At 72.8% G+C, this 19,828-nt stretch carries 17 protein-coding genes; 10 read left to right on the top strand and 7 right to left on the bottom strand.

Annotated features, from left to right (window positions below; all coding sequences use genetic code 11):
• Positions 1-294: 294 nt before the first annotated feature.
• Positions 295-735, bottom strand: coding sequence for a DUF3052 domain-containing protein (locus ABTZ03_RS02890; protein ID WP_350511064.1), 441 nt, complete (start codon positions 733-735; stop codon positions 295-297).
• Between the two features lie 516 nt (positions 736-1,251).
• Here ABTZ03_RS02890 and aceE point away from each other — a divergent pair.
• Positions 1,252-4,002, top strand: a complete 2,751-nt coding sequence (gene aceE, locus ABTZ03_RS02885; protein WP_350511063.1) for a pyruvate dehydrogenase (acetyl-transferring), homodimeric type — start codon at positions 1,252-1,254, stop codon at positions 4,000-4,002.
• A gap of 166 nt (positions 4,003-4,168) precedes the next feature.
• Here the strand turns inward: aceE and ABTZ03_RS02880 are convergent, their stop codons facing one another.
• A complete protein-coding gene (locus tag ABTZ03_RS02880; protein WP_350511062.1) occupies positions 4,169-5,767 on the bottom strand; it encodes an MFS transporter in 1,599 nt (532 codons plus the stop codon).
• A 215-nt stretch (positions 5,768-5,982) separates the two neighbouring features.
• Between ABTZ03_RS02880 and ABTZ03_RS02875 the strand changes: the two genes are divergently transcribed.
• From ABTZ03_RS02875 to ABTZ03_RS02845, 7 genes are all read left to right on the top strand, one after another.
• Positions 5,983-6,657 (top strand): TetR/AcrR family transcriptional regulator, encoded by a 675-nt coding sequence (locus ABTZ03_RS02875; RefSeq protein WP_350511061.1) that lies wholly within the window; start codon positions 5,983-5,985, stop codon positions 6,655-6,657.
• Between the two features lie 109 nt (positions 6,658-6,766).
• A complete protein-coding gene (locus ABTZ03_RS02870) occupies positions 6,767-8,077 on the top strand; it encodes a sensor histidine kinase (RefSeq protein WP_350511060.1) in 1,311 nt (436 codons plus the stop codon).
• Positions 8,074-8,748 carry a response regulator gene (locus tag ABTZ03_RS02865; RefSeq protein ID WP_350511059.1) on the top strand — a complete coding sequence of 225 codons (675 nt, stop codon included), beginning with the start codon at positions 8,074-8,076 and terminating at the stop codon, positions 8,746-8,748. Before ABTZ03_RS02870 ends, ABTZ03_RS02865 begins: the two co-directional genes overlap by 4 nt.
• Before the next feature lie 176 nt (positions 8,749-8,924).
• Positions 8,925-10,046 (top strand): alpha/beta hydrolase, encoded by a 1,122-nt coding sequence (locus ABTZ03_RS02860; RefSeq protein WP_350511058.1) that lies wholly within the window; start codon positions 8,925-8,927, stop codon positions 10,044-10,046.
• 65 nt (positions 10,047-10,111) lie between these two features.
• A complete protein-coding gene (locus ABTZ03_RS02855) occupies positions 10,112-11,341 on the top strand; it encodes an acyltransferase family protein (RefSeq protein WP_350511057.1) in 1,230 nt (409 codons plus the stop codon).
• A 101-nt stretch (positions 11,342-11,442) separates the two neighbouring features.
• Positions 11,443-11,790, top strand: coding sequence for an MmcQ/YjbR family DNA-binding protein (locus tag ABTZ03_RS02850; protein WP_350511056.1), 348 nt, complete (start codon positions 11,443-11,445; stop codon positions 11,788-11,790).
• 185 nt (positions 11,791-11,975) lie between these two features.
• Positions 11,976-13,190, top strand: coding sequence for an alpha/beta hydrolase (locus ABTZ03_RS02845; protein ID WP_350511055.1), 1,215 nt, complete (start codon positions 11,976-11,978; stop codon positions 13,188-13,190).
• Positions 13,191-13,317: 127 nt separating this feature from the next.
• Here ABTZ03_RS02845 and ABTZ03_RS02840 read toward each other — a convergent pair whose 3' ends face one another.
• Positions 13,318-14,583, bottom strand: coding sequence for an IS701 family transposase (locus ABTZ03_RS02840; protein WP_350511054.1), 1,266 nt, complete (start codon positions 14,581-14,583; stop codon positions 13,318-13,320).
• Between the two features lie 64 nt (positions 14,584-14,647).
• The gene (locus tag ABTZ03_RS02835; RefSeq protein WP_350511053.1) at positions 14,648-15,652 is read right to left on the bottom strand and encodes a helix-turn-helix transcriptional regulator; all 1,005 of its coding nucleotides are present in this window, start codon (positions 15,650-15,652) and stop codon (positions 14,648-14,650) included.
• A gap of 101 nt (positions 15,653-15,753) precedes the next feature.
• Here ABTZ03_RS02835 and ABTZ03_RS02830 point away from each other — a divergent pair, with 101 nt between their 5' ends.
• Positions 15,754-16,332 carry a TIGR03086 family metal-binding protein gene (locus ABTZ03_RS02830; RefSeq protein WP_350511052.1) on the top strand — a complete coding sequence of 193 codons (579 nt, stop codon included), beginning with the start codon at positions 15,754-15,756 and terminating at the stop codon, positions 16,330-16,332.
• A gap of 57 nt (positions 16,333-16,389) precedes the next feature.
• Here ABTZ03_RS02830 and ABTZ03_RS02825 read toward each other — a convergent pair whose 3' ends face one another.
• Positions 16,390-17,403, bottom strand: a complete 1,014-nt coding sequence (locus ABTZ03_RS02825; RefSeq protein WP_350511051.1) for an aldo/keto reductase — start codon at positions 17,401-17,403, stop codon at positions 16,390-16,392.
• Positions 17,400-17,903 (bottom strand): MerR family transcriptional regulator, encoded by a 504-nt coding sequence (locus tag ABTZ03_RS02820; protein WP_350511050.1) that lies wholly within the window; start codon positions 17,901-17,903, stop codon positions 17,400-17,402. The genes ABTZ03_RS02825 and ABTZ03_RS02820 overlap by 4 nt, the downstream gene beginning before the upstream one ends.
• A 120-nt stretch (positions 17,904-18,023) precedes the next feature.
• Between ABTZ03_RS02820 and ABTZ03_RS02815 the strand changes: the two genes are divergently transcribed.
• On the top strand, positions 18,024-18,857 hold the full coding sequence (locus tag ABTZ03_RS02815) for a serine hydrolase domain-containing protein (protein ID WP_350511049.1): 834 nt from the start codon (positions 18,024-18,026) through the stop codon (positions 18,855-18,857).
• A 10-nt stretch (positions 18,858-18,867) separates the two neighbouring features.
• Here the strand turns inward: ABTZ03_RS02815 and ABTZ03_RS02810 are convergent, their stop codons facing one another.
• Complete coding sequence (locus ABTZ03_RS02810; RefSeq protein ID WP_350511048.1) at positions 18,868-19,644, bottom strand: pirin family protein; 777 nt, start codon at positions 19,642-19,644, stop codon at positions 18,868-18,870.
• Positions 19,645-19,828: the final 184 nt, after the last annotated feature.

The following is a 19,828-nucleotide window of genomic DNA, read 5'->3' as shown; positions in this document are numbered from 1 at the left end:
ACCTTTCTGACGCGCCTCCGGCGTGCGCGCGGCGCTGGCACGGCGCGGCCGGGCCGCGCGGCGGGCGCGGCTGGGCACATCCTCGCATTCGTTGACCTGCGTTCGACCGAACGGATGACGCGCTCCGTCGGGCGGCCCAACCGTTTCGCCCTCGGCGAACAGCGGCGAACAGCGACGAACGCCGGCGAACGCCGGCGGGCGGCAGCCGACAGCCCCCGACCCCCCACCCGCAAAAGCGCCGGGCCCCGCCGGAGGAGAACTCCGGCGGGGCCCGGCGGGCGGCTCAGGGCCCGTTCAGCGCTGCTTGGGCTGCTTCGCCGTGGACTTGGTGGCGAGCTTGGTGGCCTGCCAGTCCTTGACGATGTTGATCGAGCTGGTCTGCGACAGGCCCGAGGTCTTCGCCGCATCGGCGATGTCGGAGGCCTCGATGTGGCCGTCCCGACCGGTCTTGGGCGTCAGCAGCCAGATCAGACCACCCTCTGCCAGGTACTCCAGGGCGTCGACGAGGGCGTCGGTGAGGTCCCCGTCGTCGTCGCGGTGCCACAGCAGGACGGCGTCCGCGACGTCGTCGTAGTCCTCGTCGACGAGATCCGTCCCGGTGATCTCCTCGATGCCCTCGCGGAGGTCCTGGTCAGTGTCTTCGTCGTACCCGAGCTCCTGAACGATCTGGCCCTCTTCGAAGCCGAGACGGGTCGCCGGGTTGGACTTGTCCGCGGGGTCCGCGGTCGCGCTCACGGGAATAACCTCCAGTATTCGGCCCGGCGTCCATGCCGGGGCTGTGGCCGTAGTCCACACGGGCGCGGCGGTTCGCGCAAGTACCCGACCCCCGATCCCCCCCAAAGGTTGACGTGTCGCACCGGGACACGCCGGTCGACGTGTCGGGAATCACACCGATTTGCCCTTCTCTGCATGGGACAAGGATGCTTCGGGTGGTCCCGGCCCACAGGCCGTACGTGTGCCCGAGATGCGAACGGCATTCGGGGTCCGCGCGTACGCGGGCGTAGAGTCTCCTGTTGGCCCTCACCCCGGCCACCCGCCATCGGGTGGACGGGACACCAGGTCGGACCACCTCTTTTCGTAACACCCGGGGGTGCCGGAGCGGACGAAGAAGCCCGCGACGTGCACCACCAGACCGCTCCGCCCACCAGGCGGAACGGTTACCGATCGGTAGAGATGACGGATCTCCGAGCGCGGTAGCACGATGGAGGCGGCGCGACACACCTCAGTTTCGACCGACAGTGAAGGAACAGCGTGGCTTCCGGATCCGATCGCAACCCGATCATCATTGGCGGCCTTCCGAGTCAGGTCCCGGACTTCGATCCCGAGGAGACCGCGGAATGGCTGGAGTCGCTCGATGCGGCCATCGACGAGCGGGGGCGTGAGCGTGCCCGTTACCTGATGCTGCGACTGATCGAGCGCGCCCGCGAGAAGCGCGTCGCCGTGCCCGAGATGCGCAGCACGGACTACGTCAACACCATCGCGACCAAGGACGAGCCGTTCTTCCCCGGCAACGAGGAGATCGAGCGCAAGATCCTCAACGCGACCCGCTGGAACGCGGCCGTCATGGTCTCCCGGGCGCAGCGCCCGGGCATCGGCGTCGGTGGCCACATCGCCACCTTCGCCTCCTCCGCGTCGCTGTACGACGTCGGCTTCAACTACTTCTTCCGCGGCAAGGACGCCGAGGGCGAGTCGGGCGACCAGGTCTTCTTCCAGGGCCACGCCTCCCCCGGCATCTACGCCCGCGCCTTCCTGCTGGACCGACTCAGCGAGCAGCAGCTCGACGCGTTCCGCCAGGAGAAGTCGAAGGCCCCGTACGGCCTGTCCAGCTACCCGCACCCGCGGCTGATGCCGGACTTCTGGGAGTTCCCGACCGTCTCGATGGGCCTCGGCCCGCTCGGCGCGATCTACCAGGCCCGGATGAACCGGTACCTGGAGCACCGGGGCATCAAGGACACCTCCGACTCGCAGGTCTACGCCTTCCTCGGCGACGGCGAGATGGACGAGCCCGAGTCGCTCGGTCAGCTGTCGCTGGCCGCCCGCGAGGGCCTGGACAACCTGACCTTCGTGGTCAACTGCAACCTGCAGCGCCTGGACGGCCCGGTCCGCGGCAACGGCAAGATCATCCAGGAGCTGGAGTCCCAGTTCCGGGGCGCCGGCTGGAACGTGATCAAGCTCATCTGGGACCGCAGCTGGGACCCGCTGCTCGCGCAGGACCGCGACGGCGTCCTGGTGAACAAGATGAACACCACGCCGGACGGCCAGTTCCAGACGTACGCCACCGAGACCGGTGACTACATCCGCGAGCACTTCTTCGGCAGCGACCTGCGGCTGCGCGCCATGGTCGAGAACATGACCGACCAGCAGATCCAGCACCTGGGTCGCGGCGGCCACGACCACAAGAAGGTCTACGCCGCGTTCAAGGCCGCCCGCGAGCACAAGGGCCAGCCGACGGTCATCCTCGCCCAGACGGTCAAGGGCTGGACGCTGGGCCCCAACTTCGAGGGCCGCAACGCCACCCACCAGATGAAGAAGCTGACGGTCGAGGACCTGAAGCGCTTCCGTGACCGGCTGCACCTGCCGATCACCGACAAGCAGCTGGACGAGGGCTACCCGCCCTACTACCACCCGGGTCGTGACTCGGAGGAGATCCAGTACATGCACGACCGCCGCCAGGAGCTCGGCGGCTACGTGCCCACCCGCAAGGTGCGCCCGCGCCCGCTGGTGCTGCCCGGCGACGACGCGTACAAGGCGGTCAAGAAGGGTTCCGGCAACCAGACCATCGCCACCACCATGGCGTTCGTCCGGGTGCTCAAGGACCTGATGCGGGACAAGGGCATCGGCAACCGCTTCGTGCCGATCGCGCCGGACGAGTACCGCACCTTCGGCATGGACTCGCTGTTCCCGTCGGCGAAGATCTACAACCCGCTGGGCCAGACCTACGAGTCGGTCGACCGCGACCTGCTGCTGGCCTACAAGGAGTCGCCGACCGGCCAGATGCTGCACGACGGCATCTCCGAGGCCGGCTGCACCGCCTCGCTGATCGCCGCCGGGTCGTCCTACGCGACCCACGGCGAGCCGCTGATCCCGGTCTACGTCTTCTACTCGATGTTCGGGTTCCAGCGCACCGGCGACCAGTTCTGGCAGATGGCCGACCAGCTGGCCCGCGGCTTCGTGATCGGCGCCACCGCCGGCCGCACCACGCTGACCGGTGAGGGCCTGCAGCACGCCGACGGCCACTCGCACCTGCTGGCCTCGACCAACCCCGGCGTCGTCGCGTACGACCCGGCGTACGGCTTCGAGATCGCGCACATCGTCCAGGACGGTCTGCGCCGGATGTACGGCTCCAGCGCCGAACACCCGCACGGCGAGGACGTGTTCTACTACCTCACCGTCTACAACGAGCCGATCAAGATGCCGGCCGAGCCCGAGAACGTGGACGTCGAGGGCATCCTCAAGGGTCTGCACCGGTACGCGCCGGCCACCGCCGGCCAGATCCCGGCCCAGATCCTCGCCTCCGGCGTGGCCGTGCCGTGGGCCCTGGAGGCCCAGCGCATCCTCGCCGAGGAGTGGAACGTCAAGGCCGACGTCTGGTCCGCGACCTCCTGGAACGAGCTGCGCCGCGACGCGGTGGAGACCGAGGAGTTCAACCTGCTGCACCCCGAGGAGCAGCAGCGGGTGCCGTACGTCACCCGGAAGCTGCAGGGCGCCGAGGGCCCGTTCGTCGCCGTGTCCGACTGGATGCGCGCCGTTCCGGACCAGATCGCCCGCTGGGTGCCGGGCCAGTACCAGTCGCTGGGCGCCGACGGTTTCGGCTTCGCCGACACCCGCGGTGCGGCCCGTCGCTTCTTCCACATCGACGCGCAGTCGGTCGTCCTGGGCGTGCTCACCGAGCTCGCCAAGCAGGGCAAGATCGACCGCTCGGCGCTGAAGGACGCGATCGACCGCTACCAGCTGCTGGACGTGGCGGCGGCCGACCCGGGTGCCGCCGGCGGCGACGCCTGATCACCCGCTGACGCCTGAAGGGCCGGATCCCCGCACGGGGGTCCGGCCCTTCGGCGTTCCCGGCCGTACGACGCGGCCCGACACGGCCCCGGCGGCCCGACGCCGTCCCGGCAGCACGACGGCCCCGGACTCCGTGGGGAGTCCGGGGCCGTCCGCGCTCAGCCGGTCAGATGTGCACCGCCGGGCCCGCGTCGTTCTCGCCGCGGCGGGTCAGCAGGGCGAGCAGCGCGGCCGCGAAGGCCACCACGGCGGCCACCGCGAAGGCCAGCGACATCCCGCTGACGAAGGAGTGGTGCACCGCGCCGGCCATCGCGTCCACCGCCTGCTGCGGGGTGCCGGGCGGGGCCGGCGGGGCGATGCCCAGCTGGGCGGCCTGCTTGAGGCCGTCCGCCTGGTCCGCGGGAACCGGCGGCAGTCCTGCCTTGGCCCAGTTGCCGGGCAGCACGTCGCCGACCTTGGCGGCCATCAGGGCGCCCAGCACGGCGGTGCCCAGGCTGCCGCCGACCTGCATCGCGGCCTGCTGGAGCCCGCCGGCCACGCCGGACAGCTCCAGCGGGGCGTTGCCGACGATCACCTCGGTGGCGCCGACGATGACCGGGCTGATGCCGAGGCCCATCAGGACGAACCAGAGCGACATCACGCCGGTGCCGGAGCCGGTGTCCAGGGTGGACATGCCGTACATCGCGACGGTGGTGATCAGCATGCCCGCCGTGATCGGGATCCGGGGGCCGAACCTGCCGATCGCGAGGCCGGCCAGCGGCGAGCCGACGATCATCATGCCGGTCATCGGCAGCAGGTGGACGCCGGCGTCGACCGGCTTCATCCCGTGCACGTTCTGCAGGTAGAAGGTCACGAAGAAGATCGCGCCGAAGAACGCGAAGGCCATCAGCACCATCAGCAGCACGCCCGCCGACAGCGGCACCGAGCGGAACAGGCTGAGCGGGACCAGCGGCTCCTTCGCCCGGCCCTGCCAGAGCGCGAAGAGCACCATCAGCACCACGGCGCCGCCCAGGAACAGCAGCGTCCGGCCGTCGCCCCAGCCCCACTCGGGGGCCTTGATGATGCCGAAGACCAGCGCGAACATCCCGACCGAGAGCAGCGCGATGCCGGGCAGGTCGAAGGACTTGGCGGCGTTCTCGGCCCGCACGTCCTTGAGGATCCACAGGCCGAGCGCCAGCGCGATCAGGCCGACCGGGATGTTGATGAAGAAGACCGACTCCCAGCTGACGTGCTCGACCAGCAGACCGCCGACGATCGGCCCGGCCGCGGTGGAGGCGCCGATCACCCCGCCCCAGATGCCGATCGCCATGTTCAGCCGCTCGGCCGGGAAGGCCCCGCGCAGCAGGCCGAGCGCGGCCGGCTGGAGCAGCGCGCCGAACAGGCCCTGGAGAACGCGGAAGGCGATCACGGTCTGGATGTTGCCCGCGAAGCCGATCGCGGCCGAGGTGGCGGCGAAGCCGACCGCGCCGACCAGGAAGGTGGTCTTGTGGCCGAAGCGGTCGCCGATCTTGCCGGCGGTGATCAGGAAGACCGCCAGGGCCAGCAGGTAGCCGCTGGTGACCCACTGGATCTCGGAGGGCGCGGCGTTCAGCTTCTCCTGGATCACCGGGTTGGCGATCGCGACGATCGTGCCGTCGAGGGCGACCATCATCACGCCGACCGCGACGGTCAGCAGGGTCAACCAGGGGTGCCCCTTGAGCCCTCCCCCGGGGTTCGACGGCGGCGGTGCGTCCGCCTCCGGGTTCTTGACGACGGACTGACTCATCTGGGCCCTCCGGGGGCGTGTCAGACAGCGGAACGTGATGGTGGCGCTGCGACAGCCCACCCGTCCCCACGAGTGCCCGGCCGACGAGCGCCACTTCGGCAGATTATGTCAGTAGCTGACATTCGGCAAACAATGACTTCTGACCCGAACTGACATTTGTCAGAACGCTACAGTTGTGCTCCCACCCGCCACACCAGCGCCCGGAAGGCCCCGCCATGGCCGCACGCACCCCCCACCCCACCCCCGCGGACGCCGACCGGGCCCCCGGCCTGCGGGAACGCAAGAAGCAGCAGACCCGCGACGCCCTCGTCCAGGCCGCCCACATGCTCTTCCTCAGCCAAGGCTTCGCCCGCACCACCGTCGACGAGATCGCCTCCGCCGTCGACGTCTCCCAACGGACCTTCTTCCGCTACTTCGCCAACAAGGACGAGGTCGCCCTCGCCGTGATGGCCGACGCCGAGGACTACTTCATCCACTGCCTGCGCCTGCGCCCCGCCGAGGAGACCCCGCTGCAGGCCCTGCGCGCCGCGATCGTCAAGGCCTGGCGCGACCTCGGACACGCCGAGACCACCGGCCCCCGCTCGATCAGCAGCGCCCTCGAACTGCTCCGGATCATCGAGACGACGCCCCCGCTGCTCGCCGCCCACCTGCGCCGGGTCACCGAACAGGAACGGCTGGTGGTCCAGGTGCTCGCCGAACGCGAGGGACTGGACCCGACCCGCGACTTGCGCCCGGTCGTGCTCGCCGCCGTCTTCGGCAGCCTGCTGCGCTCCGCCCACCTCTCCTGGACCGCCGAACAGGAACCGGCCGGCCCCGAGGGCATGGTCGCGATCATCGAGCGCCACCTCGACCAGCTCGGCCCCGCCCTGGCCGGCCACTGGCGGCCGTGACCGCCCTCCCGGGTGATACCCGGGTATGACCCGGTACCGGGGTAGCCCCCGGAAGTTCGCGCTCCAGTCCGACGCCCGACGCGGGCCCGCCCCCCTAGGCTGGCCCGCGATGAAGACGCTCACCCCCGCCGACGCCCGCAGGTTCGCCGCCCGTCAACTGCGCACCCTGCACAAGCACCTGACCAGCCCCAGCGAGGACGGGACCCCGCTGCTCGGGAACGCCCGCCGACGCTGGGTGCGCCGCATCCCGTACGTCGTCGCGGTCATCCTCCAGGCCGTGCTGATCCCCACCGGGATCGTCTGCCTGAGCCACTTCTACGGCCTGGTGCTGCCGGTGGCCGCCGCCCTCACCCTCGCCCAGACCGCCCCACTGCTCCTCGCCGTCACCCGGCCGCTGGCCGCCTGGTGGATCATCGCGGCCGCCCTCGTCATCACCGCCGCCATCACCGCCCGCCACCACCAGGAGATGGGCAGCTGGCCGTGGACGGCCCCGATGGTCGTCGGGTACGCCTTCCTGATGCTCGCCCTCGCCCTCCGGGAGAGCCGGGCCACCCTGCTCTCGGTCTGGCTCGCCACCGTCCTGCTGACCGTCCTCACCATCACCCTCGGCCTGCCCCGGTCCGGCGACGGCACCACCGTGCTGCTGATCGCGCTCAGCGGCGCCGTCCTGCTGCTCGGCTGGGCCGTCCGGGACCGCGCGGTCGCCCGGCGGCTGCTCACCGAGCAGGAGCAGATCAGCGAGGTCGAGCGCGAACGGCGCACCCTGCTGGAGGAACGCACCCGGATCGCCCGGGAGTTGCACGACGTGGTGGCCCACCACATGTCGGTGATCGCGGTCCAGGCCGCCAGCGCGCCGTACCGGATCGAGGGCGTCCCGGACGCCGCCGCCGAGGAGTTCACCGCGATCGCCGGCACCGCGCGCGAGTCACTGGCCGAGATGCGCCGACTGCTCGGGGTGCTGCGCAGCGAGGAGAACGGCGGGGAGAAGACCCCGCAGCCCGGCGTGGCCCAACTCGCCCAGCTGGTCGAGACGGTGGGGCGGGCCGGGGTGCCCGCCGAGCTGAGCGTCGACGAGGGGCTGGCCGAGCGGGTGCCGCAGGCCGTCGCCCTCTCCGCGTACCGGATCGTCCAGGAGGCGCTGGCCAACGTGGTCCGGCACGCCCCCGGCGCCCGGACCTGGGTGTCGCTGTCGGCCGACGAGGACGGCCCCGCACTGCGGCTCACCGTGGTCAACGCGCCCCCGCCGCAGCAGACCGAGTCGCTGGAGGCCTCCGCCGAGGGCACCGGGCACGGCCTGGTCGGAATGCGTGAACGCGTCCGGCTGGTCGGTGGCAGTCTGGACACCGGCCCGCTGCCGGACGGCGGCTTCAAGGTGGCCGCCGTCCTGCCGCTCGACCCACTCCAGGAGACAACCGCATGACCATCCGCGTGATCATCGTCGACGACCAGGCCATGGTGCGGGCCGGCTTCGCCGCGCTGCTCAACGCCCAGAGCGACATCGACGTGGTGGGGGACGCGGCGGACGGCGCCCAGGCCCTGGAGGTCACCGGCCGCACCCACCCGGACGTGGTGCTGATGGACGTCCGGATGCCCGTGATGGACGGCCTGGAGGCCGCCCGGCGGCTGCTCGACCCGGCCGTCCCGGGAGCCCACCGCCCCAAGGTGCTGATGCTCACCACCTTCGACGTGGACGACTACGTCTACGAGGCGCTGCGCGCCGGGGCCAGCGGCTTCCTGCTCAAGGACGCCCCGCCCGCCGACCTGATCGCCGCGGTCCGGGTGGTCGCGGCCGGCGAGGCACTGCTCGCCCCCTCGGTCACCCGGCGGCTGATCGCCGACTTCGCCCGCACCCGGCCCGCCAAGCGCCGCGACCCCAAGCTGCGGCTCAACGGCCTGACCCCGCGCGAGACCGAGGTGCTGGAGCTGATCGCCCGCGGCCTGTCCAACCAGGAGATCGCCGCGCAACTGGTGCTCGCCGAACAGACCGTCAAGACCCACATCGGCCGCATCCTCGCCAAGCTCGACCTGCGCGACCGCGCCCAGGCGGTGGTGCTGGCCTACGAGTCCGGCCTGGTGACCCCCGGGGACTGACGGGGGAAAACCCCCTCATACCCGGGTAGCACCCGGGAGTTGGCCCCGCGGTGTGACGTCCGCGGGGCCGTCGCATTCCTACCTTCCTCCTCGTCGAAAGCCGACGTCGGCAACCGAAGTCGGCCCCCGAACCGGCAGCCGGATCGGCAACCGAACGGACGAGGAAGAAGGCGGACATGCGCAAGTTCCGTACCAGGCAGGCGATCGCGGCCACCGCAGTGGCACTGGCCGCCGTGCTCGGCGCGGGCGGCTGGACCGCCGACACCCAGACCGCCGTCACCGGCCCGCCGCCGGGCAGCCCCGCCTGGACCGCCGACACCGCGCTCGGCCTGCGGCTGCCCGACCCGGCCACCGCCACCCCCGCCCAGGTCGCCGCGTTCTTCGCCGGGCTGACCGACGCCCAGCAGGACGCCCTGGCCACCCGTCACCCCCTGGTGGTCGGCAACCTGGACGGCGCCCCGGTCCGCCTCCGGTACCACGCCAACACCCTGGCCCTGACCGCCGAACGCACCCGGGAGCTCACCCGGGCCACCGACCCGGCCCTCACCCCGCAGGACCACCGGGCCGCCCGCACCCGCGCCGAGCGCTACCGCACCCTGCTGGACGGCGACCGGCAGATCCTCGCCTTCGACCCGCGCGGCCGCGGCCAGGTCGCCGAGGTGTACGGCGACCTCGGCACCGCCGCCCGCACCGCCGTGATCGTCCCCGGCTCCGACGTCGACCTGCTCAGCTTCGACCGCGCCACCGACCCGTACGGCACCCCCGCCGGCATGGCCCGCTCCCTGTACCGGGCCACCGACGGGCGGACCGCCGTGATCGCCTGGGCCGGCTACACCACCCCGGTCGGCGTCGGCGTCGACGCCGCCACCGAGGACCTCGCCCGGGCCGGCGCCACCCGCCTCGACCGGCTGCTCGACGGACTCTCCGTCAGCACCGCCCCGCAGACCCCGCCCACGGTGTTCTGCCACAGCTACGGCTCGGTGGTCTGCGGCCTGGCCCGCCCGACCCCGGCCCGGGCCTCCGGCCTGGTGGTACTCGGCTCGCCCGGCATGGGCGTCGACTCGGCCGCCGACCTCGACCACGGCGTCCCGCTCTACGCCACCGCCCGCAACGACTCGGACTGGATCGGCGACGTGCCCAACGTCCGGCTGTTCGGCCTCGGCCACGGCGCCGACCCGACCGACCCCGACTTCGGCGCCCGCCCGCTGCCCGCCACCGGATCCCACGGCCACACCGGCTACTTCGCCCCCGGCACCGCCTCGCTCGCCGCCTACGCCGCCATCGCCCTCGGCCGCTGAAGCCCGTCGACCCGTCAGTCAGCGGGCCCGCAGGCCCGTCAGCCCGCACTGGAAGGAGCACCGCCATGGCCCACCCCGCCACCGCCCTGCGCCGCGCCGCCGAGAAGGTCGACGCGAAGACCCCCGCCACCCGTGACCGCGCCCTGGACGGGCTGCGCGCCCTCGCCCTGCTCTCCGTCCCGATCGGCCACTGGATGCTCGGCGGCCTCACCCGCTCCGCCGACGGCGCCCTGCACAACGCCAGCCCGCTCTCCTCGCTCGGCTCCCTCGCCCCGGCCAGCTGGGTGCTCCAGATGCTCGGGGTGTTCTTCCTGGTCGGCGGCCACTCCTCGGTCAGCTCGCTGGAGCGGGCCCGGGAGAAGGGCCTGACGTACGGGAGTTGGCTGCGCGCCCGGTCGGTCCGGCTGCTCCGCCCGGTGCTCGGGGTGACGGCGGTGTGGGCGCTGCTGATCCCGCTGCTGCCCGCGCTCGGCGTGCCCGCGGACACCGTGCACACCGGCGCGACGCTGGTGGTGCAGCCGCTCTGGTACATCGGGGTGTACCTGGCGCTGACCGCGCTCACCCCGCTCTGCGTGGCCTTCGGCCGCCGGCTCGGCGTGTGGTCGGCGGCCCTGCTGACGGCCTCGGTCGCGGCGGTCGACCTGCTGCGGTACGGGCCGTGGGCCGACGCGGTGCCCTCCTGGGTCGGACTGCTGAACCTGCTGCCGGGCTGGATGTTCGGCTACCAGCTGGGCGTGCTGTGGGCGCAGGGCCGGCTCGGCCGGTCGGCCGCCCGGGTGCTGCTGCTGGGCGGCGGCGCACTGTTCGTCGTGCTGCTGACGGTGTTCCACTACCCGGCCAGCATGGTCGGCGTGCCGGGCGTCGAGCGGACCAACTCGCACCCGCCGTCCCTGCTGGTGCTCGCCCTGGCCGCGGTGCAGTGCGGCGCCGCGGTGCTGCTGCGGGAGCGGCTGGGCCGGCTGCTGAGCCGCCGTCCGCTGCTGTGGCTGCCGGTGGTGGTGGTCAACCTGTCGGCGATGACGATCTTCTGCTGGCACCAGAGCGCGATGCTCGCGGTGGCGGTGCCCGGCGCGGCCGGCCTCGGTGCCGTCCCCGGGCTGACCACCGCGCCGGACTCGCTCGGCTGGGTGGCCGCCCGGCTGGCCCTGCTGCCGCTGTTCGCGGCCGCCCTGGTGGCGATCGGCTGGTTCACCCGGCGCTTCGACGGCCCCTGGACGTCCTTCTCCCGGGCCGGCAAGGCGGCGGCCGGCGCCGCGGCGGCGCTGTTCGCGGCGTACGCGCTGGGCATGGTGTGACCCACGCCCGCGATCGCGGCACCCGAGGGGCGCGGACCGACCGGTCCGCGCCCCTCGGCGCGCCCGGGGGCACTGTCGGTGCCCTGCCCTACCCTGCCGTCATGGTGACGTTCGACGAGTTCCGCACGATGGCCCTGGCCCTGCCGGAGACCGCCCAGGAGCCGACCTGGGGCATCGAGACGCTGCGGGTCCGCGGCAAGGTCTTCGCGATGGGCTCCCCCGAGGGCGACAGCGTCACCGTCAAGGCCTCCCGCGAGGACCAGGCCGAGCTGATCGCCGCCGAACCCGAGGTGTTCTCCTTCGCCCGGTACGTCGGACGGCACGGCTGGGTGAGCGTGCGGCTGGACCGGGTCGACCCCGAGGAGCTGCGGGACGTGCTCACCGAGGCCTGGCGGCGGACGGCGCCCAAGCGGGTGGTCGGCGGATACGACGCCCGGCACTCCGCTTAGCACCTCCGGAACGGCCACTCAAGGACGCTGAAAAGACACTCCCGGTTCATGTGATCCATCCCACAGTTTGGGCGGGTCCGTCACCCTCCTGTGACCTCTACCCTTTCCCAGGGAAGTCAGCAGTCCATTCGCACCCTCCGGGCACCGCCCGAGAAACGGTGACGGGCCCCAAGGGAGTTGGTGCGGTGCGCAACCGTCGACGCTGGAAGCGTGTACTGATCGGCGCGTTCGCGGGTTGTGCCGTGCTCGCCGACGCCGGCGCCTCGGCCGCCGCCGCCGCGGTCTCCTCCGAGCAGCTGGCGATCTCCACGCCCCCGGCCGGCAGCGCCGCCTGGATCCAGGACCACTCCTTCGGCCGCATCCTGCCCGACCCGGCCACCACCAGCCCGGCCGACGCCGCCGCGTTCTTCGCGTCGCTCGCCCCGACCGAGCTGGACCGGCTGGTCAAGGACTACCCGCTGGTCGTCGGCAACTACGACGGCGCCCCGCTGGACCTGCGCTACCGCGCCAACCGGATCGCCCTGGCGAACGAGCGCGACGCCGCCCGGGCCCGCGCCGCCGACCGGACGCTGGACGCCGACACCCGCGCGCTGGCCGTCTCCCGCGCCAACGACGTCGAGCGCCTGCTCGACCCGGCCCGGCAGGTCCTGGCCTTCGACCCGCGCGGCCGCGGCCTGGTCACCGAGGTCTGGGGCGACCTCGCCGACGCCGAGCACGTCTCGGTGCTGGTCCCCGGCTCGGACGCCGACCTCGGCCACTTCGACCAGTCCGCCGAACCGCTGCGCTCCCCGGCCGGCATGGCCCGCGCCCTGTACGCCGAGGAGCAGCAGCAGGCCCCCGGCACCCGGACCGCCGTGATCGCCTGGACCGGGTACGTCACCCCGTCCGGCCTCGGCCCGGACGCGGCCACCTCCCGGCTCGCCGACGTCGCCGCGCCCCGGCTGGAGCGGCTGCTGGCCGGCCTCAAGGAGACCACCCGCCCGGACGCGCCGCCGGCACTGCTCTGCCACTCGTACGGCTCGGTGGTCTGCGGCACCGCCGCCCCGAAGATCCCGCGCGCGGCCGCCTCGCCGTCCGACACCTCCGGCATCACCGACATGATGGTGTTCGGCAGCCCCGGCATGGGCGTGCAGTCCGCCGCCGAGCTGGGCTCCGGGGTGCACGTGTGGGCGACCCGCAACCCCAACGACTGGATCGGCAACGTCCCGTTCCTGGAGGTCGGCAAGCTCGGCCACGGCGCGGACCCGACCGGCAACGGCTTCGGCGCCGAGCAGATCTCCTCCGCCCGGGCCTCCGGCCACAACGGCTACTTCACCGCCGGCACCGACAGCCTGCACAACTTCGCGGCGATCTCGCTCGGGGACTACCGCGACGTCGTCAAGGCGCAGCCCACCTCCTAAATCCGCAGCCCGCTAGTAGGGCTTGGTCAGGTTCGTCTTGGTGTGGGGATGTCGCGGTGGCAGGTGGGGCAGGCGCCGGCCCAGGTGGCGAGGAGTAACTGCAGCTCGCGGACGACTTGGTAGAGGCTCAGGCCGGCGCCGCGTCTTTTGGGGCGGTGGCCAGTCTGCGCAGGGTGCAGAAGGCGTGGGCGAGGGAGACGAGTGTGACGTGGTGGTGCCAGCCGTTGAAGGTGCGGCCCTCGAAGTGGGCCAGGCCCAGGGCCTGCTTCATCTCGCGGTAGTCGTGCTCGATGCGCCAGCGCAGTTTGGCCAGCCGGACCAGGGTGGTCAGCGGGGTGTCGGCGGGCAGGTCGGAGAGCCAGAACTGGACCGGCTCGCACTCCTTGGCGGGCCATTCGGCCAGCACCCAGCACTCGGCGAGTTCCACGCCCTCGGTGGCGTCGCGGATCTCCCGTCCGGCGGGGCGGATCCGCAGGGCCACGAAGCGTGAGTACATGCGCTTGTGGCCGGTGCGCCCCTTGCCGGGGCGGGACCCTTCGCGCCACTGCACAGGCTTGGCCGCGCTCCGGCCGGCCCCGATGACCAGGGCTTTGACCGAGCGGGCCGGGTCGGGGTACTTGGCTACCGGTGGCCGCCCGGTGCCGCTGTAGGGCGGCGTGACCGGGCGGGCCGAGGCCGGGTGTGCGGTGGGCGTGGTGGAGATCCCGACCACGTAGTGCAGGCCCCGCTGGTTCAGCCCCAGCCGGAACGCGACGCTGTCGCCGTAGCCGGCGTCGGCCAGGACCAGCGGGACGTCCACGCCCCACGAACGGGTCTCGTCGATCATGTCGAGCGCGAGCTGCCACTTCTCGACGTGGCCCAGGCCTGCCGGGATGCCGCAGCGTTCCCGGCGGGCGACCTTGACCGGGTCCGCCAGATCCGAGCCCGGGTCCCAGGACTTGGGCAGGAACAGGCGCCAGTTGACCGGTGCGGAGGCGTGGTCGCGGGCCAGGTGCACCGATACGCCCACCTGGCAGTTGGTGACCTTGCCCGCGGTGCCGGTGTACTGCCGTGACACGCCCGCGGAGGCGTCGCCGTCCTTGAGGAACCCGGTGTCGTCCACGACCAGCACACTCGGGTCGATCTCCTCGTGCATCCGCCACGCGAGCCTTGCCCGCACATGGGCCCAGTCCCACGGGCTGGAGGTCACGAAGTGGGCCAGGGCCTGACGGTTGCCGTCCTCGCCCAGCCGGGCCGCCATCGGCTCCACCGACTTGCGCCGCCCGTCCAGCAGCAGCCCGCGCACGTACGCCTGCCCCCAGCGGTGCTGGTCGGTGCGCGTGAACGCCTCGAACATCTCCGCCGTGAACGCCACCAGATCCTCCCGGACCTGATCCAACTCCCCAGGTGTCACACACCATCAACGCGGCACAGCCCCGCAGGACACGCCACCAGCGCGTACACCTGACCAAGCCCAACTAGTCCTGGTAGAGCCGCAGGGCCTCCGCCGCCGCCCGGGCCAGTTCGCGCCGGACGGCCGGCGGGGCCAGCACCTCGACCTCCGCGCCGAAGGCCAGCAGGGCGCGGACGGCCCCCGCGGCCGGGAAGGTCATCGTCAGTTCGACCCAGTCCTCGGCCGGCCCGGCGCCCGCCTCCGGCGGCAGCGCGGTGACCCGGCCGCCGTGGATGCGCAGGAACATGTCCAGCCGACCGCGCCGGACCCGCACCCGGGCCTGCAGCTCGACCGGCAGCCGCTCCACCTGCTCGCGCAGCGCCGCCCACACCTCGCCGAGCGCCACCCCGGCCCGGCGGCGCACCGCCTCCTCGGTGGTCTCGGCGGCCAGCACCCGGTCGACCCTGAACAGCCGCGGCTCGCCGCGCAGATCGGCCACCAGGTACCAGACCGAGGCCTTGCTCACCAGCCCGTACGGGTCGACGGTGTAGTCCACCGGTCCGGGCGTGCCGCCATGCCGGTAGCGCAGCCGCAGCCGCCGGTCGGCGAACACCGCGTACTGCAGCTCGCCCAGGTCCGGCCCGCCCCCGCTGCCGCTGCCGGAGCCGGTGCCGGTGCCGGCCTGGGGGTTCTGCAGCCAGCGGGCCGGGTCGACCAGGATCCGCTCGCTGACCCGCTCGGCGGCCGGGCGGTGCGGGGCGGGCAGCGCGGCCATCACCTTGCGCAGCGCCGAACCGAGCGCGCCGTCCAGTCCGAGGTCGCTGTGCGCGCCCTGGGCGGAGAGCACGAACAGCGCCCGGGCCTCGTCCGCGGTCAGTCCGGTGACGTCGGTGCGGTAGCCGGGCAGCAGGTTGATGCCGCCGTGCCGGCCGCGCTCGGTGAACACCGGCACCCCGGCGGCGGAGAGCGACTCCACGTCCCGGTAGATGGTGCGGACGGACACGTCCAGCCGTTCGGCCAGTTCGGTGGCGGGCACCCGGCCGCGGGTCTGCAGCAGCAGGAGGATCGAGAGCAGACGGTCGGCCTTCATGGCATCAGGATCCCAACAATCCTGACGGCACTTGTCAGGTTTTACTGGGAGATTGCGTTCCGAGCCCGAAACACCGCCTCAACCCAAGGACTTGACCGCAGATGAACACCGTCCAGGACGCCCGCCCGCAGTACCTGACCGCCCTCGGCCAGCTGGAGAAGCTGTTCGCCACCGTCACCCCCGCCGACCTCGAACGGCCGACCCCCTGCGCGGAGTTCACCCTGCGGCAGCTGCTGAACCACGTGGTCGGCGGCATCCACCGGTTCGCCTACCTCGGCGAGGGCGGCCGCGCCGAGGACGTCGTGGCGGCCATCGAGGACCCGTCGGACGACGGCTGGTCGGCCGCCCTCGGCCGGGCCGCCGCCCGCGCCACCGCCGCCTGGGCGGACGACGCCAAGCTGGGCCGCCCGACCTTCGCCCCCTGGGGCGAGGCACCCGGCGCGGTGGTGGTCGGCGGCTACGTGATGGAGACGGCGACCCACTGCTGGGACATCGCCACCGCCCTCGGCACCGGCTTCGTCCTGGACGACGGGCTGGCGCACACCGCGCTGGCCGTCGCCGAACTGGTGCTGCCGCCGGAGGCCCGGGTCGAGGGCGTCCCGTTCAGCCCGGTGCGGCCGGTCGCCGACGGCGCCGACGTGCACACCCGGCTGGCCGCCTGGACGGGCCGCGCGGTCTGACCCGGCAACCGCCGTACGGGGCAAGGGAGTCCACGACTCCCCTGCCCCGTCGTGGCACTACTCCCGGCCGACCGAGGTGTTGCGCATGTCCGCGTAGCGGTCCCCGGAGACCTTGCCGGCGATCGGCTCCAGCAGCGCCAGCTCCTCCTCGCTCAGCAGCAGCGTCGCCGCGCCGGTGTTCTCCAGCAGCCGGCTGCGCTTGCGGGTGCCGGGGATCGGCACCACGGTCAGCCCGTGCACCTGCGCCCGCTGGTGCACCCAGGCCAGCGCCACCTGGGCCAGGGTCGCCCCGTGGGCCTCGGCGATCTCCCGCAGCGGGGCGAGCAGTTCGCCGTTGGCGACGGCGTTCTCCCCGGTGTAGCGCGGGTGGGTGCGGCGGAAGTCGTCCGCGGCGAGCGTCGCGGCGTCCTGGAACGCGCCGGTCAGGAAGCCGCGCCCGAGCGGCGAGTACGGCACGAAGGCGACGCCCAGCTCGGCCGCGGCCGACACCGCCGAACGCTCCACGTCCCGGGCGAACACCGACCACTCGGACTGCAGCGCGGCGATCGGGTGGACGGCGTGCGCCTCGCGCAGCTCGGCCCCGGTCACCTCGGACAGGCCCAACTGCCGGACCTTGCCGGCCTGTACCAGCTCGGCCATGGCGCCGACCGATTCGGCCAGCGGCACCTCCGGGTTGCGGCGGTGCATGTAGTACAGGTCGATCACGTCCACGCCGAGGCGGCGAAGCGAGCCCTCCACGGCCGAGCGGATGTACGCCGGGTCGTTGCGGACGGCACGCTTGGACGGGTCGATCTCGTCCCGCTCGATGGCGAACTTGGTGGCGAGCACCACCTTGTCCCGGTTGGCCCGGACGAAGGGGCCGATGAACTCCTCGTTGCGGCCGGCACCGTACATGTCCGCGGTGTCGAACAGCGTGACGCCGGCCTCCAGCGCGGCGTCCAGCGTGGCGAGCGCCTCGTCGGAGTCGGTCGGGCCGTAGAACTCGCTCATGCCCATGCAGCCGAGGCCCTGGACGCCCACCAGCGGGCCGTCGGTGCCGAGTCGGGCGGTGGGGAGGACGGGGTGAGTCATACGCTCTGCTCTTCCTCTGCTCGGTGGATCTGGCATTGGACGGGGGCGCCGGTGCGGTCGACGACCTTCCCGGCGTAGAGATCGATCTTGTAGTCGAGGACGGCCAGGGTGGCCTGGAGGTCGACGATCCGCTGCCGGACCTCCTCGCGCTGCGCCTCCAGCAGCCGGCGGCGCTCGTCGTAGGTCTGCTCGCCGCGGCGGGCCATGTCGACGTACTTGAGCATGTCGGCCACCGACATCCCGGTCAGCCGCAACCGGCCCAGGAAGGCCAGCCGGTGCAGGTCGCCGTCGCAGTAGCGGCGCTGGCCGCCGACCGCGCGGTCCACCGGGTCGAGCAGACCGATCCGCTCGTACCAGCGCAGCGTGTGGGCGGTCAGTCCGCTGGCCGCCGCGACCTCGCTGATGGTGTGCCGCGGGGTCCGGTCCGGCTCGCCGACCGGGCCGTTGAACACCTCGGCGCAGCTGCGCAGATCGCTCCGGACGTACGCGGGTGCGGCCATGATCGATTCCCCCTGATCCTGTGACGACGACGACGCTACCGAGTTGGAGTGCACTCAAAGCAAGCCACCCCACCGGGTGCTCCCACCACCCGGCTGACCGCCCCGACTAGAGTCGGGCGCATGGAGAGCTTGCGGATGATCGAGAACTGGCCCGTGCCCCACGCCGCCGCGGCGGTGGTCCGGGGCTCGGACGGCGCGGTCCTGGGCGCGCACGGACCGCAGCAGCACCTCTTCCCGCTCGCCTCGGTGACCAAGCTGCTCACCTCCTACGCGGCGCTGGTCGCCCTGGAGGAGGGCGTGTTCGAGCTGGACGACCCGGCCGGCCCGCCCGGCTCGACCGTGCGCCACCTGCTCGCCCACACCTCCGGCCTGGGCTTCGACGAGGACCGGCTGTTCGCCGAGCCCGGCAACCGCCGGCTCTACTCCAACGCGGGCTTCGACGTGCTCGCCCGCACCCTGGCCGAGGCCGCCGGGATCGCCTTCCACCAGTACGTCGCCGAGGCGGTGTTCCAGCCGCTGGGCATGCACGACACCCTGATCAACACCGCGAGCAAGTCCCCGGCCGGCGCCGGCGGCCTGTCCACGGTGGCCGACCTCACCCGGTTCGCCGCCGAGCTCCAGTCGCCCAAGCTGCTGGACCCGTCCACCGTCCACCGGGCCACCCGCGAGGTCGCCTTCCCCGGCACCAGCGGCGTGCTGCCCGGCTACGGCCACCGCCGCCCGAACGACTGGGGCCTCGGCTTCGAGATCCGCGACGCCAAGAGCCCGCACTGGACCGGCACCGCCAACTCCCCCGGCACCTTCGGCCACTTCGGCCAGTCCGGTACCTTCCTCTGGGTCGACCCGCAGGCCGGCGCGGCCTGCATCGCGCTCACCGACCGGGACTTCGGCCCCTGGGCCGTCGAGGCCTGGCCGCCGCTCTCCGACGCCGTGCTCGCCGAGCTGAACGGCTGAGTGGCAGGGCCTACCCGTAGGAGACCGGCGAGTGCATCTCCCAGAGCAGGAGTTCCGCGCCGGTCTCCCCGGCCGTCGGGTCCGCGAAGGCCTCGCCGGTGATCCGCACGCTGTCGCCGGGCTCCATCGACCGGCCGGCGCCCTTGGGCCCCGGCACGGTCCGGTAGCCCAGCGAGCCGGCCGTCAGGTGCGCGTACCGCCAGGGCGCGGCCGGCAGTTCGGGCAGCGGCTGCCACGGACCGGCCACCGCCAGCCAGAGCGCGGCGTCGCGCCGGCGCAGCCGCAGGGCGTCCGCCCCGGCGTCCCAGTCCAGTCCGGAGGCCAGCAGCGTCAACCCGCCGTCGGCCAGTTCCACCCTGCGGAGCCCGTACGCCGGAGCGGCGTCGAACTCGTCCGGCTGCAGCCACATCTGGACGAAGCGCACCGGCCCGGCGGCCCCGCCGACGTTGCGCTCGGTGTGGGTGACCCCGGAGCCCGCGCTGAGGTGCTGGACCATGCCCGGGCGCACCACCCCGCTGTGACCGTGCGAGTCCCGGTGGGCCAGCGCACCCTCCAGCACCCAGGTGAGGATCTCGGTGTCCCGGTGCTTGTGCTCCTCGAACCCGGCACCGGGGGCGAGCAGTTCCTCGTTGCACGCGAGCAGCGCGCCGAAGTGGGTGTTCCTCGGGTCGTAGTGGCCGGAGAAGGAGAACGCGTGTCGGGTCTCGATGCCCTCGGCGGGGGTGGAGCGGTAGCGCTCGGCGGTGCGGCGCTGGTCGGCGCGGGGGCGTTCAGGGGCGTCGGTCACCCGCCCCACCGTAGTCGCTGTGACCGGCACCACCCGGCCGCTGCGCCGGGGGTTGTGCACGAGCAGTGACCCGCGTGAGGCAGTCTTGTCCTTGTGCCAGCCGCTTCCGCGAACTCCCAGAGCGATCCCAGTCCCGCCGCCGAACCCACCGGGAAGACCCCGGCCCCCCGGGCCGTCCGTGACC

It is taken from the genome of Kitasatospora sp. NPDC096077 (genome assembly GCF_040303245.1).
Classification (GTDB): Bacteria; Actinomycetota; Actinomycetes; order Streptomycetales; family Streptomycetaceae; genus Kitasatospora.
The sequence above is the reverse complement of the archived record's forward strand: the minus strand, read 5'-3'. Positions and strand labels throughout refer to the sequence as shown.